The organism is Chroococcidiopsis sp. TS-821 (genome assembly GCF_002939305.1).
In the GTDB taxonomy this organism is placed as follows: Bacteria; Cyanobacteriota; Cyanobacteriia; order Cyanobacteriales; family Chroococcidiopsidaceae; genus Chroogloeocystis.
The window spans coordinates 62,996-78,362 of record NZ_MVDI01000013.1 but is presented as its reverse complement, the minus strand read 5'-3'; the positions used below and the strand labels follow the sequence as shown (position 1 = coordinate 78,362).

General features: G+C 45.4%; 14 protein-coding genes. 4 read left to right on the top strand and 10 right to left on the bottom strand.

Annotated elements, in window-relative coordinates; all coding sequences use genetic code 11:
- Nucleotides 1–30: 30 nt before the first annotated feature.
- The 4 genes from B1A85_RS21495 to B1A85_RS24955 all read right to left on the bottom strand — a co-directional run bounded on the left by B1A85_RS21495 (nt 31) and on the right by B1A85_RS24955 (nt 2,819).
- Entirely contained in the window at nt 31–2,115 is a 2,085-nt protein-coding gene (locus B1A85_RS21495) for a response regulator (protein WP_104548767.1), read from the bottom strand.
- Nucleotides 2,116–2,187: 72 nt separating this feature from the next.
- Nucleotides 2,188–2,412: an Hpt domain-containing protein gene (locus B1A85_RS26350; RefSeq protein WP_371681701.1), complete on the bottom strand. Its 225-nt coding sequence runs from the start codon at nt 2,410–2,412 to the stop codon at nt 2,188–2,190.
- 12 nt (nt 2,413–2,424) lie between these two features.
- Entirely contained in the window at nt 2,425–2,601 is a 177-nt protein-coding gene (locus B1A85_RS26345) for a hypothetical protein (RefSeq protein WP_371681699.1), read from the bottom strand.
- 11 nt (nt 2,602–2,612) lie between these two features.
- Nucleotides 2,613–2,819, bottom strand: a complete 207-nt coding sequence (locus tag B1A85_RS24955; RefSeq protein WP_210404651.1) for a hypothetical protein — start codon at nt 2,817–2,819, stop codon at nt 2,613–2,615.
- Nucleotides 2,820–3,734: 915 nt separating this feature from the next.
- Here B1A85_RS24955 and mgtE point away from each other — a divergent pair.
- Nucleotides 3,735–5,105, top strand: coding sequence for a magnesium transporter (gene mgtE / locus B1A85_RS21480; RefSeq protein WP_104548765.1), 1,371 nt, complete (start codon nt 3,735–3,737; stop codon nt 5,103–5,105).
- 165 nt (nt 5,106–5,270) lie between these two features.
- On the opposite strand, the gene B1A85_RS21475 is transcribed toward mgtE, so the two are convergent.
- Both B1A85_RS21475 and rimI read right to left on the bottom strand, forming a co-directional pair.
- Nucleotides 5,271–7,751 carry an ATP-dependent Clp protease ATP-binding subunit gene (locus B1A85_RS21475; RefSeq protein WP_104548764.1) on the bottom strand — a complete coding sequence of 827 codons (2,481 nt, stop codon included), beginning with the start codon at nt 7,749–7,751 and terminating at the stop codon, nt 5,271–5,273.
- Between the two features lie 279 nt (nt 7,752–8,030).
- Nucleotides 8,031–8,615 carry a ribosomal protein S18-alanine N-acetyltransferase gene (rimI, locus tag B1A85_RS21470; protein ID WP_104548763.1) on the bottom strand — a complete coding sequence of 195 codons (585 nt, stop codon included), beginning with the start codon at nt 8,613–8,615 and terminating at the stop codon, nt 8,031–8,033.
- 63 nt (nt 8,616–8,678) lie between these two features.
- Here rimI and lysA point away from each other — a divergent pair, with 63 nt between their 5' ends.
- The 3 genes from lysA to B1A85_RS21455 all read left to right on the top strand — a co-directional run bounded on the left by lysA (nt 8,679) and on the right by B1A85_RS21455 (nt 12,007).
- Nucleotides 8,679–10,112 carry a diaminopimelate decarboxylase gene (lysA, locus tag B1A85_RS21465; RefSeq protein ID WP_104548762.1) on the top strand — a complete coding sequence of 478 codons (1,434 nt, stop codon included), beginning with the start codon at nt 8,679–8,681 and terminating at the stop codon, nt 10,110–10,112.
- Between the two features lie 222 nt (nt 10,113–10,334).
- Entirely contained in the window at nt 10,335–11,261 is a 927-nt protein-coding gene (gene cdaA, locus B1A85_RS21460; protein ID WP_104548761.1) for a diadenylate cyclase CdaA, read from the top strand.
- Nucleotides 11,258–12,007: an isoprenyl transferase gene (locus B1A85_RS21455; RefSeq protein ID WP_104548760.1), complete on the top strand. Its 750-nt coding sequence runs from the start codon at nt 11,258–11,260 to the stop codon at nt 12,005–12,007. Before cdaA ends, B1A85_RS21455 begins: the two co-directional genes overlap by 4 nt.
- Nucleotides 12,008–12,104: 97 nt before the next feature.
- Here the strand turns inward: B1A85_RS21455 and B1A85_RS21450 are convergent, their stop codons facing one another.
- The 4 genes from B1A85_RS21450 to B1A85_RS21435 form a co-directional block, all read right to left on the bottom strand.
- Complete coding sequence (locus tag B1A85_RS21450) at nt 12,105–12,377, bottom strand: DUF3143 domain-containing protein (RefSeq protein ID WP_104548759.1); 273 nt, start codon at nt 12,375–12,377, stop codon at nt 12,105–12,107.
- Entirely contained in the window at nt 12,358–12,927 is a 570-nt protein-coding gene (locus B1A85_RS21445; RefSeq protein WP_104548758.1) for a J domain-containing protein, read from the bottom strand. The genes B1A85_RS21450 and B1A85_RS21445 overlap by 20 nt, the downstream gene beginning before the upstream one ends.
- Before the next feature lie 183 nt (nt 12,928–13,110).
- Nucleotides 13,111–14,448, bottom strand: coding sequence for an O-antigen ligase (locus B1A85_RS21440; protein WP_104548757.1), 1,338 nt, complete (start codon nt 14,446–14,448; stop codon nt 13,111–13,113).
- Between the two features lie 19 nt (nt 14,449–14,467).
- Entirely contained in the window at nt 14,468–15,304 is an 837-nt protein-coding gene (locus tag B1A85_RS21435) for a YaaW family protein (RefSeq protein ID WP_104548801.1), read from the bottom strand.
- Nucleotides 15,305–15,367: the final 63 nt, after the last annotated feature.

Sequence of the window (15,367 nt, the reverse complement as noted above, 5' to 3'; positions counted from 1 at the left end):
GACGGGTGTGCGACGCCTCCTCACTGATATTCAATCTCCTCGATTATGTTTGATGGGCAGTGTGACAATAAATTTTGCTCCTTGCATCGGCTTACTGGTTGCTGTAATGCTACCGCCATGACGTTCGGCGATTTTCCGGCAGATTGCTAAACCCATGCCCGTTCCTTCGTACTCGCTGCGACTATGTAGTCGTTGAAAAACGTTAAAGATCCGGTCGAGATATTTTTCGTCAAAACCTATACCGTTATCTTCTATAATAATTTCACACTTAGCATCTAGCGATTCTTCATCTTCGCTGCTTTGCCAATCTGCAAGCGTTTGGCTATAAATCTTCACAATTGGTGGCTGCTCTGGTTGATGGAACTTTAACGCATTACCAATTAAATTTTGTAACAACTGCCGCATTTGCAACGCGTCAGCATCAATTGTGGGTAATTCGCACAGCATGACGCGCCCGTTGGTTTGCTGGATGAGGATTTCTAAATCAGATAATACTTCTCGTGCGATCTGCGTGAGATTCACAGGGACGAACGGTTGGGCGCGGGTTGCGATCCGCGAAAGCGTGAGTAAGTCATCGATTAAAGCTTGCATCCGCTGCGCAGCGTTTTGCATTCGTTCGAGATAATCGCGCCCTTGGTCGTTGAGTACGTCACCGTACATGACTTTCAATCGATTACCGAAAGCTTGAATCTTACGTAATGGTTCTTGAAGATCGTGCGACGCAACTGACGCAAACTGTTGTAGCTCTGCATTCGCGCGCGTTAGTTCTTGACGTTGGCGCGTTTCGTCTGCGAGGAGTTGCGCTTGGGCTAAAGCAATGCCAATTTGATCGCTGAGTTGTCGCAACAGATCAACTTCAAATTGACTCCACTGTCGCGGGCGATCGCACTGATGCGCAATGAGTAAACCCCACAGTTTTTCTTTGATAAAAATTGGCACAACTAAATTAGCGACAACTTGAAATTGTTTCAAAAAGTCGATGTAGCACTCTTGAATGTCGGAGTTATAAATGTCTGCAACACAACTAATATGCCCGTGAATATATTTATCTAGGTATTGTTTTTCAAAGCAAGGATCGTGGAGGTTGCGCCCAATAATTGCTGTACATCCTGGAACAACTTCTTCTTTAACAACTTTACCCGAACCGTCCGACGACAGTTGAAACAAGACAACGCGATCGCACTGCAATAGTCTTTGCACTTCAGTTACCGTCGTTTGTAAAATTTCCTCGATGTGCAAGGATCGCCGAACTTTGAGCGCGATATCTGCAAATAGCTGCGATCGCAATATTTGCCGTTGTAATTCAGTTTCAGCGTGTTTGCGATCGGTAATATCCATATTAATTCCCGTCATCTGAATCGCTGTCCCTGTCTCGTTGTAGTAAACTTGACCTCGCGCCGCAATCCAATGAACGCTACCATCTGCCCAAACTACGCGAAATTCAACGTCGTAGTCGGTTTGCTGTGCGATCGCACTATTGATGACTTGTTCTACAACTTGGCGATCTTCAGGATGAACGCTTTTTAAAAAACTTTCGTAGGTGTCAACCGTCGCGTTCTCCGCAACTCCAAGATTAGCTGCTGCGGTAGCCGAATACGAAATCTTGTTATTGAGTAAATCCCAATCCCAAGTTCCCATATGCGCAGCATCTAAAGCTATCCGCAGTCTTTCTTCGCTTGCGCGCGCGCGTTCTGTCTGTTGTCGTAATTTTTCGGTTGCTCGACTTGCTTGTAATAAACGATACACTCGCTGCCGCAGTACAGCCCAGTGAATTGGTTTTGTGATATAGTCAGTAGCTCCTGCTGCAAAAGCGCGATCGACCGACTCTCGATCTTCTAAAGCAGTAATCATTAAAATTGGCGTGCGATCGCCTCCAGGAAGCATTTGTAATGCTCTACTACACGTAAATCCGTCCATCTTGGGCATCAAGGCATCAAGTAGGATAATGTCGGGCTGTACTTGCGCGTACGCGGCTAACGCCTCTTCACCATTACTCGTTTCCACCACTCGGTAGCCGACTTGTTCCATTGCCAGTCGAAGTTGCAACCGCGTAAATTTCTCGTCATCCACAATGAGGACGAGCGGCGGATCTTGTTCGAGATCGGTAGTATTCATATCTAGAAAGAAGGAATCGGGGGTCGGAGGTCAGGGCGTAAACTTTGGATTGCGATGCTTTATGTTTTAATCTTAATCGCACGTTTGTATGTCTATGTTTTCCCGATCTCTTTGAAGTTCAGCTTGCAGCGCAGCTTGGACTCTAGTAAACTCAGCAATAATTTGCTTTACTTTGGATAATATCTCACTCAGATTTCTGTTTTTACTTATTGTTTCTAGTTCTTGACTTTGTTGTGCGAGAGTCATTGCTCCCAGCATAGCGCTACTTGATTTAAGTGTATGCGCAGCTTGACGCAGTGCAGTGGTATGTCACTTTTGCTTGCACTTGCCATTTACTCTAGAAGGTTGCCTCAGATAATTCAGCAAAAAAGAAGTATGCGACTTTGACACTTTCAGTAGCGCTTGCATGAGTTCTTCAACTTGGAGCGGCTTACTAATGTAATCATTCATACCAGCGGCAAGGCATTCTTCCTTTTCTTCTTGCATCGCATTCGCAGTCATTGCAATAATTCTCGGACGTAGTTTGTGCTCCAAACTCTTGAAAAATCTGACGCGTTGTCGTCAAACCGCCCATTTTCGGCATTTGCACATCCACGATCAAGCACGACATCATTATTCTGACGACGTAGACTGTCTAAAATTTCTAACCCATTATTTGCAATATCTGCGTGATAAACTAAAGATTGCAAAGTATGTAAAGACACCGGTTTTGCGCTAGTGCATTACTAACATCACTAAATAGTGCAGGGGTAGTCGTAGTTAGGGAAGCTGGAAACGCTAGAGGATATACCAACGAGGAAGATAATCGCACTAACGAGCAGCGTTTGCTCTATTTGCAAGGGTAAACTTCCGCAAACAGTTAATAAAATGAGTGCTAACAACGCAGTTTGATCTGTACCAAAACGGCGCGCAAAAATCAACGTCTAACAACCGCGACCCAGAACGTTGATATTATCCCGCTGCAAGATACTCTTTACCATAAGCTTAAGCCAGCAATCGCTTTCTATTTGCACTTTTTATTTGTGTTGATGGTTAATTGTCGATCGTTCTGATAGTTTCCCTGATTGAATGCTACTAAAACGAACAACTCATTAGCTTTAACCATAATCAGTGTTAATGCACTTTATTTAAACAAAATCCCTTGATACGCTCTACTTAATAATTGGTTCAAGAAAATCGAGGACAGCTTTTCGCGTGATTTTCAAGGAGTCTAAAATTAGCAAAAGAGCAACACAAAGAAATAGCACAACTCTACCTTTCGTATGAGATATAAAATTTGAGTATAATTATCTATTTTTTGTACGGATTGATAAATCGATTACTTGAAGTTGTCAAGTTATATGTTGCTTGTTTTCTAATGATTCGCAGTGCATCGTTAATGTTTTGGCAGTTAGCTTTAACTACGTGCGTCTCTCTTAATTAAGAGTCTTGAGATTCTTAACCTAAACTTAATTTTACTGTCAAGGAATTTCTAAATTTTCTAAAGCCAAAATCTAACATTACATAGAGCTATCTTAATAAGCAAAATACCAAATATGTTGTTTGCTTATTACAGTATTGGCTGATAACATCAAAAAAAATTGAAGAAACTTTTTGCAAAACAAAAAAGAAGTGCGGCGATGCGGAGTAACATTCTAGACCAACTATTAGAGCAATCCTCAGTTGAGTCAACTAAGCAGACTATCAATCAAATGAGTAGTGTTGACTTAGCGCGTTCACTCAATGAGATTGATTATAGAAAGCGAGTACTTGCCTTTCGGTTACTGGATAAAAATAAGGCGATTGAAGTCTTTGAGAATCTTAATCCTGACGAACAGGCAGACCTAATTCAGGCAATGGAGGCTCCTGAAAGTAGAGACATGATCGAGTCTCTCGATCCAGATGACCGAGTGCAATTGTTAGAAGAACTGCCTGCCAAGGTAACCAAGCGATTGATTGCAGACCTTAGCCCAGATTCCCGTGAAAGTGTAAACGCGCTGTTAGGCTATCCAGAACGCAGTGCTGGGCGGTTAATGAGTCCTCGTTATTTAGCTGTCCGCAGCTACACGTCAGCGGGAGATGCAGTGAATGCTGTCCGCAACTCAAAACTGCGAGCGGATGAGCTGCAAGTAGTTTTTGTCATTAATCCTGAACGATTTTATCAAGGCTATGTTTGGTTAGCAACGCTAGTCAAGGCTCATCCAGATACTTCGGTTGAAGCACTGATCGAAGGAAACACTGCTGTTCGAGTTATCGATCGCGAAGTTCATGCTGCTCAAGTCATGAAAGACTCCGACTTACCTGCCATTCCAGTTGTCGATCGCGAAGGACGGCTAGTAGGAGCGATCACCTTTGATGACATTATCGATCTGATCGATGAAGAAGCAACCGAGGCAGCTTACTCTAAGGCAGGAGTCGGTAGTAATCTCCAAGGACGCGATCGCGTTTGGAGTCAGCGACTAGTAAGTGGACCGATTTGGTATGCGATTCGACTGCGGCTGTTGTTTTTAATCATCACCCTCATTGGGGGTTTTCTGGTAGGTGGGGTGATCGATCAATTTGAGGAAACTTTGGAAGCGGTGGTAGCAGCCGCTATTTTTATTCCGCTAGTGATGGATATGGGCGGTAATGTGGGAACTCAATCCACCACAATTTTTGCACGGGGTCTAGCCTGGCGACAAATTAATGCTCAACGCTTTTTACCTTATCTAGCACGAGAAGCAACCATTGGTGCTTTAATTGGTCTAGTATTAGGCATTGCCGCGGGGGCAATTGCCTATTTCTGGCAAGGTTTGCCCAATGATGTACCGCAGTTAGGAATAGCTGTGGGACTAGCACTATTTGCAGTTGTCCTGCTGGGAGCTGTATTAGGAGCAATACTACCTTGGATATTGTTGCGATTTGGATTTGACCATGCTACTGGTGCCGATCCTTTCTTGACAACGATCAAAGACTTTTTAGGGCTATTAATTTATTTCAGCTTGGTTAACTGGCTAGTAGGAGTTGTCTAGCGAACAGATTACAGTAGGCTTTAACCTCTGTCTGATGTATTGATTTCACAAGTATAGCAGGGATCGGGATTTTACTCTGGTCAGTGCTCCTGAAGCAACATTAATACTAAAAAACGGTAGAGAGTGTACTCATCTCTACCGTTGAATCTTTATAAAACCGACGATTTACGACTGTTCTACAGCTTGAGGTAATAATTCCCGCCGCTGTTCAGCCAGCACTTTGACGTTCCCTGTCTCGTCAACATCAACAACCGCCGTGTCACCGTCCTTGATGCGTCCAGACAAGATCTCTTCGGCAAGACTATCTTCAAGTAAGCGCATAATTGCTCGACGTAATGGTCTTGCACCGTAGCTTGGATTGTATCCTTCTTCTACTAAGCGATCCTTGAAGCGTTCTGTGACTTCTAGCGTAATTCCCTTCTCAGTTAAGCGTGCAAACACTTCCTTGAGGAGGATATCTGAGATTTGCTTGACTTCGTCTTTGGTTAATTGACGGAAGACAATAATTTCATCCAAGCGGTTCAAGAACTCTGGACGGAAGTACTGTTTGAGTTCTTCATTAACCAAGGAACGAATGCGATTGTATTGCGCTTCGGCTTGGTTCTCGGCAAATTCAAAGCCTAAACCACCACCACCTTTTTCAATCACTTTAGAACCAATGTTCGAGGTCAAGATCAGTAGCGTATTCTTAAAGTCTACAGTGCGACCTTTCGCATCGGTTAAGCGACCGTCTTCAAGGATTTGCAGCAGCATGTTGAAGACATCGGGATGTGCTTTTTCGATTTCGTCGAATAGGACTACGGTGTATGGTCTGCGGCGTACCGCTTCGGTTAATTGACCGCCTTCGTTGTAACCAACGTATCCCGGAGGCGAACCGATAAGTTTACTGACGGTGTGGCGTTCCATGTATTCCGACATATCCAAACGGATCATCGCTTCTTCGGAACCAAAGAAGTAAGCTGCTAACGCCTTTGTTAACTCAGTTTTACCAACACCTGTAGGTCCAGAGAAGATAAAGCTTGCGATTGGACGGTTGGGGTTTTTCAAACCAACTCTGGCGCGTCGAATTGCTTTGGAAACTGCCTTGACGGCATCTTCTTGACCGATGAGTCGCTGATGCAAGGTATCTTCCATGTGCAACAGCTTCTCAGATTCGGTTTCGGTGAGTTTGTTGACAGGTACGCCTGTCCAAGAAGCAACGATTTGCGCGATATCTTCTTCTGTCACCACTGGAGAGTCACTGTCTCCTTCGCGGTTGCTATTGGTTTTGCTTTGCGCGATCGCCCGAATTTCGGCTTTGATTTCCATCTCGCGATCGCGGAGTTCGCCCGCGCGGTCGAAGTCTTGCGATCTTACTGCATCGTCTTTTTCTTTGAGGACTTGACGCAGTTCTTTGTCAAGCTCTTTGGCTGCGGGAGGAAGTTGCGAGTTAATCAAACGAACCCTAGAACCTGCTTCGTCAATCAAGTCGATGGCTTTATCTGGTAAATAGCGATCGCTGATATAACGGTCAGAAAGTTTCGCCGCAGCAACGAGTGCTTCATCCGAGATTTTGAGTTTGTGGTGTTGCTCGTAACGTTCGCGTAGACCGTACAAAATTTCGATTGTTTCGTCTACTGAAGGTTCGCCCACCATTACTGGTTGGAATCTGCGTTCTAGTGCTGCGTCGCGCTCGATGTGTTTGCGGTATTCATCTAGTGTTGTTGCACCGATACACTGCAACTCACCTCGTGCCAAGGCAGGTTTGAGGATATTTGCTGCGTCGATCGCACCTTCAGCTGCACCCGCACCAATCAGCGTATGCACCTCGTCAATCACTAGAATCACGTTCCCTGCCGAACGGATTTCATCCATGATTTTCTTTAGGCGCTCTTCAAATTCGCCGCGATACTTCGTACCTGCGACGAGCAAGCCGATATCGAGAGTGACGACGCGCTTTTCTTCGAGGATGTCGGGAATGTCTTTGTTGGCAATCCGTGACGCTAAACCTTCAGCGATCGCGGTTTTACCTACACCAGGTTCCCCAATTAATACCGGATTATTCTTAGTCCGACGACCTAAAATTTGAATAACTCGCTCGATTTCTTTTGCACGACCAACAACAGGATCGAGTTTACCCTCGGCTGCCATCTGAGTTAGGTTCGAGCCAAACTCATCGAGTGTTGGAGTTTTGGTGCGACCGGATTGCGAAGTTCCTGCTGATACCTCAGCGGTTTCTCCTAACATCCGAATCACTTGCGTGCGTACTTTTGATAAATCAACTCCTAAGTTTTCTAGTACTCTTGCTGCAACGCCTTCTCCCTCGCGGATTAAGCCGAGTAGCAAGTGCTCGGTACCAATATAGTTATGTCCTAGCTGGCGTGCTTCTTCTAGAGAAAGTTCCAGAACTCGCTTTGCCCGTGGGGTAAACGGAATTTCCACTGCCACAAAGCCAGAGCCTCGACCAATAATTTTTTCGACTTCAATCCGAGCGTCTTTCAGGTTGACGCCCATAGATTTCAGCACCTTAGCCGCTACCCCTGTTCCTTCCCCTATCAGACCCAGGAGGATCTGCTCTGTACCTACGAAGTTGTGACCCAGGCGGCGAGCTTCTTCCTGGGCCAGCATGATCACTTTAATAGCTTTTTCTGTGAAGCGTTCAAACATGGCGTTCTTCCATACCTGAGTCGTGCCGGTACGCTGATTTTAGCATAGGCTTCATGTCCGGCTGTCAAATTATGATACAAACTACAGCACGGTTTTCCCTCTTTTTTTGGGAAGATTTGCACTTTTTACAACTTTTGTGTCAGGTTCCCTGAAAGCACCTAGCTCAAAATTTTATCTAACAGTAAAAAACCTCGACAACAAGCCTAACTCAAAGAAGTTTGTTTCTGAATAGTTGCCTTTATTAGCGTTAAGCTCCAAGAGTAGTTTTTTAGCAAAAATTTATTTTTTTGTCAAGGGTGAATCCGCGGAATGTCCGCATAAAGCAATTTGTAGCTCCCAGCCGCAGCGGGCGAGGCGAGTTCGCGTTTGCGCTTCCCAACGCGCTAAAATCTGAGGAAATTCGGGTTGCGCTAAACCACCATGCCAAAGAATTAGAGCATCTTCTCCTGTATCTTTGTAGTAACGTTTCCGGCGTCCAGCAGTTTTGAAACCGAATTTTTGATATAGCGCGATCGCCACACTGTTAGAAACTCTAACTTCTAAAGTAGCGCGTTCTAAGCCGCGTTCTTCAGCTACAGATAATAGTCCGTAAAGTAGCGCTTGACCGAATCCTTGGCGTTGGTATTGCGGATGCACCGCCAAAATGGTAATATGAGCTTCTTCAAGAATTGCCCAAACACAACCCATCCCCAGTAATGACTGGGGATCAAACGGATTAATTAAACCGATCAAATCGCTGTTAGGACTGTCTAACTCGCGTTGGTAGGCTTCCAATGTCCAAAGACCGCCAAAGCACGCTTGGTCTAGCTCTAGCAAGGCTTTGAGATGCTCAGGGGCGAGAAATTTAAGTGCTAATAAAGTCACAGCAGTTTGTACACTGGGAAACGAACCCTACTTACGCCTGTTAAAAGGAAAACATCCACAACTATGGTATCGACTCATCCTGCTGGGGTGCAATCTGGTCGTCAGTATCTTGCGAATTCGACTGGCGCGGCGTCCCCTAACCAACAACTTTTACCACTGAGCGCGCGCATCAACAACCGCGATCGCCTCGAAATTGGCGGATGTGATGTCACAACGCTCGTCCAGCAATTTGGTTCGCCGCTTTATATTTTGGATGAGGACACGTTGCGTACCGCTTGTCGCCAGTACCGCGAAGCTTTTCAAAAGTATTATCCAGGAGAGTCGCAGGTACTTTATGCTTCAAAAGCGTGGAGTTGTCTTGCCGTATGCGCGATCGCACATCAAGAAGGTTTGGGCATTGATGTCGTCTCCGGCGGCGAACTCTACACTGCGTTACAAGCAGGCGTCAGTCCCGATAAACTTTACCTTCATGGCAACAATAAATCCTTAGAAGAACTCAAATTAGCCATTGATTCAGGCTGTACAATTGTTGTTGATAATTGGTACGAGTTGCAAACGCTAGGTAATTGGTCATCGGTAGTAGGCGATCGTGAAGACATCAGTGACCCATTACCCACTACCTATTATCCAATTCGGATCGTGTTGCGGTTGACACCAGGAATCGAATGTCACACGCATGAATATATTCGCACGGGGCATTTAGATAGTAAGTTTGGCTTTGATCCCAATCAATTAGATGAAGTTTTTGCGTTTGTTAGTCAGCATTCGGCGTTGAATTGCGTAGGCTTACACGCGCATATTGGTTCGCAAATTTTTGAGCAGCAACCTCATCGAGATTTAGCAGGGGTGATGGTGCAATGGTTAGATAAAGCGAGCGGTTATGGCTTACAAATTGAAGAATTGAACGTCGGTGGTGGATTAGGAATTCGCTATACCGAAGCTGACGATCCGCCGAGTATTGATGCATGGGTGAAGGTTGTGTGCGCAGCGATTAAAGACGCTTGTACTGTGCAACAGCTAGAACTACCAAAGTTACTCTGCGAACCAGGGCGATCGCTCGTCGGTGCAGCGTGTGTTACTGCATACACCGTAGGGGCATCAAAAACGATTCCAGGAATTCGTACCTACGTTGCTGTAGATGGTGGAATGTCAGATAATCCGCGTCCGATTACTTATCAATCAGTTTATCGCGCCGTCCTCGCCAATAAGATGTCTGTACCCGCGACACAAACAGTTACAATCGCCGGTAAACACTGTGAATCTGGCGATATTCTAATTAAAGAAGCAACTTTACCGCCATCTGAACCAGGAGATATTTTGGTGGTTCTCGCAACAGGGGCATATAACTACAGCATGGCATCAAACTATAACCGCTTGGCGCGACCAGCAGCAGTCATCGTCAAAGATGGAGAAGCTAATTTAATTGTGCGGCGCGAAACTTATCAAGACTTGATCCGGCAAGACTGTCTTCCTGCAAGATTATCGAGTGAGGCATAACTCAGGGAATTTTTGCGCTGAAATCGAGGAAGATAGAATAGCTTGTTCTATATCCCTCGCATTTTTTCCTGCTTAATCTCCAACATCAAAATCCCGCTAATTAGTTCTTATTCCCGAATCTATGCAGAAAATCCAAAAACTTTTCTCCTCTCATCCTTTGCTGCCTTAACAAGAAGTTTTGAACCGGACGTGACATAACCTCTAAACCCCTGAACCCCGATCATGAGAGATTTGTGGAAGCAATGGCTGATCTACCTTGGCTGGACGCAGTCGGTGTTGCTTCACATTCTTGATTTAGGGTTAGTACTGGGGTTAACTTACATGGTGCTCGTGATTATTGGCGAGCGTCGGACGTTGTGGATGGTGCGGGGGTTTATTCTCCTGATGCTAGCCTCGGTAGTCAGTGGCAGATTAGAGTTACGGCTATTAAATTTTGTGCTGGAAAAGTTGGTTGTTGGTTGTGCAGTGGCGATCGCTGTTGCATACCAATCAGACTTTCGGCGGTTTTTGGAACAACTAGGGCGCGGCGATTTAGGGCATTTATGGCAACCGTCGCGCCGCGCGATCGCTAAGCCAGATAACGTGATAGATGAAATTGTCGAGGCAGTTAAAGAACTTTCACAAAACCGGATTGGCGCGTTGATTGTTTTAGAAACGAATGGTCCAATTGATGAAGCAGATTTTAATTCAGCAGGGGTACAGCTAAATGCTGAAGTGTCTAAGGAACTGATCCAAACAATCTTTCACCCGAAAACGCCACTTCATGATGGTGCTGCGTTGATTCGCGGTTCGCGGCTGGTTGCTGCGGCGGTTATTTTACCACTGACTGCACGCACGGCTTCGCGGCAGCTAGGGACTCGTCATCGAGCAGCAATGGGAATTACAGAACGCGTTCCAGATAATTGTATTTGCGTTGTTGTTTCCGAAGAAACAGGTTCTATTTCTTTTGCTGAAAAAGGAATACTAAATAGACCGCTCACCAGCAGTAAACTGAAGGAATTATTAGAAGCTAAGTTTTCCCCGCCTGTGGAGCGTGAAGCTGTTGCCCCTAGTGTGCTAAGTTGGGTTCGCCAAGTTAGCAATCAAGGCGTGGCATTTGTATCGCGTTTACTCGGTTTATCATCAGCTTCTCATCGAAACAAAAAATGACTGTAAAGCCAATTGTGTTACAAGATTTGCCCCCAGATTTAAAACGAGAACGCCTGCCCAAGCACGTGGCAGTCATTATGGATGGAAATGGTCGTTGGGCTAAGCATCGAGGATTACCTCGGATCGTGGGCCACAAGCGAGGTGTTGATGTCTTAAAAGATTTGCTACGCTGTTGTCGCGACTGGGGAGTAGCTGCTCTGACTGCCTATGCTTTTTCTACAGAAAATTGGGGAAGACCGCTAGAGGAAGTTGACTTTTTGATGACATTGTTTGAGCGGGTGTTGCGTAAAGAATTGCGCGAAATGATTGAAGAAGACGTCCGCATTCAGTTTGTCGGCAACTTGAGTGCACTACCACAATCGTTACAAACCGAAATTGCGCGGGCGGTTGCCGCAACGCAACACAATCGCGGAATTCAATTTACAGTGGCAACTAACTACGGTGGACGACAAGAAATTCTAGACGCATGTCGCGCGATCGCGCATCAAGTAAAGCAAGGCTTGTTACAACCTGATGACATTGATGAAGCTTTATTTGAACGTCATTTATACACTGCTGGCATTGGCGATCCTGATTTATTAATTCGCACAAGTGGCGAAATGCGCATTAGCAACTTTCTCCTATGGCAAATGGCTTATGCGGAAATTTATATCACCGAAACGCTATGGCCTGATTTCGACCGTGCAGAGTTTCACCGAGCATTATGCTCTTATCAGCAGCGCGAACGCCGATTTGGCAAAGTCTAAGGAGTGAGTAGTAGTTAGTGGCTAGTGTTGAGCTTTGAGTTATATAGATTTTTTTACTCAACACTTAACTAACGAGTAACTCCCCTGACCTCTTCAATCAAGGTCCTGAAAAAACAGCTTGCTCGACATCTTCACGGCTCAAAGAGTATTTGAACGAGCGGAGGATATCTTGTGATGTCGTGCCTACCTTGGTATAGCGTACAGTTAATTGATCGACATCAAGAACTAGCTCAGCTTCCCAATCAGGGCGTTGTATGTACCAGCAGTGCAGTTGCTCGCTATCTTGCTGACAACCTTGGCTTCTTAGCCATTCTTCAATGTTGGGTAAGGCGTGGTTGTATAAAGGAGTATCAGCGGGAGGAAGAGGCATAAGGAGTTTGATTTGATAGGTTGGATCTAATGTGTTGCGCCGCGATGGGAGGTTGTAGGTTAGCTGTGGGTGGCAAGCTATCTCCCCGCGTGATTGCAACTGTAATTGCTAAGATGACGCAGCCCACAAAAGTTAACAGTAACAAAAATAAAGCAAAAATCTCTCCCGATGATAAAGGGCGATCCGTCGGATCGAGGTAAGCTGAGCGCGATCGCCAAGTCGGAGTTTGTGCAACAGGACGGTTGAGGTCAACCGGCGCTTGGATAACGGCAACTCGCGAATAGCCAATTTTTAAATCGTATTGCAGGCGCCGCTCTGGATTACTGAGCGTTGCATAGGCTTCATTAAGTTGCTGAAACTTTGCCGTAGCAGTCGCTTTGGGTAAGTCTGTGGTGTCAGGATGGTAGCGTTTACTCAGTTCTCGATAGGCGCGGCGAATTTCGATCGCAGAGGCTGAAGGGTGAAGTCCTAGCAGTGCGTAATGACTGTTTTGATAGCAAAACGCTGTGCGATCGCGCTTTTGTTGAGGTATTGCCTGGTCTTGACTCACAGCAGTTTAATTCAGCATAGCTCACAATACTTCTTGTCTATTTTAAAGCTATATCTCTGCCAAGACCGCGAGCGGCGTAGCAGAAATCAAATACGAAGGATTTCTCTAGCTTTCATATAATCTAGTATACGTCTAGCTATTGAAACTAAACTTAACACTCGCGGCTAGATTTTCAGTACCAAATTAATGCACAAGCTGAGAACTACGCGTATGTTTGGCAACACCATAAATTGCAGCGAGTAGTATCCAAACTAAGGTATTAAGGCGTAAGTCAAAAATTGTGACATCTACAGTATTGAACAACACACAAGCAAAAAAAGCGACAAGATAACTAAAGAAAATTATTTTATGTTGAGTAGTTGGCGTGCTAGGGTCTAAGTTGCTCAAGTGCCAAGTATGCAAAACTCGAATAGCACGAAACAAAATCCAACCAACCCAAAGACTTAAGAAAATAATACCTAAAACTCCTGTTTCTGCGGCGAACATGAGAAAAAAATTATGTGGATGTCCTAGCCAAACATGCATTTGAGCTTGATACAGAGGTGTAAAATTACGCAATCCCCAGCCAACGAGGGGACGTTGGTGCGTCAAAGACAGGGCAAACTGCCATTGAGTCGTACGTAAAAAAGGAATTGCTCGATTGGGATAGAATTGATCGGTTAATCTTGCCCAGAAAAATTGAGGAATAATCGTTCGCAATAGATTACTCAACGGTACAGGGGCAAACGCAGCTAATAAGATTGCACTTGCGATCGCGCTCACGCCCGCGACTAACCATTTCCACCCTTGATAAAGTGCAAAAGCAAGAATTGCCAAGCAGGCGATCGCCCAAGCATTACGTGAATTTGTCAATATCAGCGCCGCGAAATTTCCAATAACTGCCATGAGTAAGAAAGTTTCACTTGTGCTTGCTGATAACCAGTAATCTCTTGGCACGGCTGTACCTTGAATGCGCGCGAGAAATAGCCCCGATGCCAGAATAAATGTAATAACCAAGTAGCCAGCAAGTATATTGGCGTACATGAAAACAGCCGCCATGCGCCCAGGAGGGTTACCTTGCGCGACGAGTGTCCAACCGAGAAAGCCTGAAAACGCTGCGGGTGTTGTCCAACTGAGTAATAATTGCCCGAACCCCAGAACAATAACAGGGATAGAAGAGATTACCAAGATTTGGGACAATTGCCGCAACTGAGTTGGTGTTTGAATCAGCGTACTGAAGGCAGCAAATAACAGAAAAAAAGGTAAGAAGTTGAATAAACCCAACGTTGCAGCTAAGCGATCGTCCGCAAAAATCGTTGTCACAATCAGCCAACTTGCTAAAACAGCTAACCCCCAATTTGATGGTTCGCGGATGATTTGGCGGTACTTGTGTCGCCAAGTAGTGACTAAGGCTAAAAATATCCCTAAAGCTCCCAAAATTGGAACTAGAGAAAAAGTCAGTAATCCTAGCTGAGCAAAGTTCCAGGCAAGTCGCAAACGAGTAACAGGGTGCGATTGTAATATTTGGTTGCGCTTGCCCATCTGGCAATCTCCAATTTTTTTATGCAGGCTGCCAGTACTCAGCACGAGTTAGGCGAATTTGAGCCAGCGCAAAGATCGTGGGAATAATACGACCATAGTTTGTGGCGATCGCGCGCCATCCTAAATCAGCAAAGAACCACGTCCACAGTACTGGTGCGACACAGGCGAACGCGCCGCGAACTGCACCGTATCGCGCAGCACTCATCGCCATACCGCGTTGTGCCGCTTGCATTGCTAAGTGAGTCTGAAGCTGCGTTGCTGCGGCAGTACCACCTTTCACGAGCGCTTGTTTAGCAACTTGATAACTCGCAAAATGAATGGCAAACTGTCGGGCAATTTGCTGGAGTAGAATTGGTTTTAAAACTGAACTGACAGCTAAAGCGCTCCCACCTTTAATCAGTAGCGCTAGCGGATTTTGCTGGACAATTGAAGGAAATTCGGCATGCAGCTGTGTCAGCGATCGCTGGATTCGCTTTGTTAAGCTTTGTTGCTCGCGCGCTGGTAGTTGCCGCCAGGCACGCCCTAATAGATTTAAAAAGACTTCTGCCTCTAGATCAGTTGTTGTTAGGCTATTCGAAAACGGAATTTTTAAATAACGACACACTCGAATTAATGTTTGACGATAGGTGACTTGTTCCGTACGCCCTTGCAACACAGTCATGCCATCCGCAGCTAAATAGCGAAATCGTTGCTCAATGGCGTCGAGCCATGAAGAGCGATCGCGACTTTGCACTTCTATTGGTTCAGGAGTGTGTAAATAATCAAGCGGATTAAATTTACGACGAAATAAGATATGTGTCAGTTGCTCTAACTCTTCTTCAGTGGCTAATTCTAGCGCCGCTCTTAGCTCGTCCAACGTCGCTTCCTCCAAGACCCTTGCTACCTTATTCTACTCTTTGCTTTTGCAGGTGAGTACTCA

Bases quoted from the DNA above. Each gene is read 5' to 3' on its own strand.
- mgtE (WP_104548765.1), top strand. From the start codon at position 3,735: ATGCGGAGTAACATTCTAGACCAACTATTAGAGCAATCCTCAGTTGAG.
- B1A85_RS21450 (WP_104548759.1), bottom strand. From the start codon at position 12,377: ATGCCTCTTCCTCCCGCTGATACTCCTTTATACAACCACGCCTTACCC.
- B1A85_RS21455 (WP_104548760.1), top strand. From the start codon at position 11,258: ATGACTGTAAAGCCAATTGTGTTACAAGATTTGCCCCCAGATTTAAAA.
- B1A85_RS21440 (WP_104548757.1), bottom strand. From the start codon at position 14,448: ATGGGCAAGCGCAACCAAATATTACAATCGCACCCTGTTACTCGTTTG.
- lysA (WP_104548762.1), top strand. From the start codon at position 8,679: ATGGTATCGACTCATCCTGCTGGGGTGCAATCTGGTCGTCAGTATCTT.
- B1A85_RS26345 (WP_371681699.1), bottom strand. From the start codon at position 2,601: ATGCAAGAAGAAAAGGAAGAATGCCTTGCCGCTGGTATGAATGATTAC.
- B1A85_RS21495 (WP_104548767.1), bottom strand. From the start codon at position 2,115: ATGAATACTACCGATCTCGAACAAGATCCGCCGCTCGTCCTCATTGTG.
- B1A85_RS21475 (WP_104548764.1), bottom strand. From the start codon at position 7,751: ATGTTTGAACGCTTCACAGAAAAAGCTATTAAAGTGATCATGCTGGCC.
- cdaA (WP_104548761.1), top strand. From the start codon at position 10,335: ATGAGAGATTTGTGGAAGCAATGGCTGATCTACCTTGGCTGGACGCAG.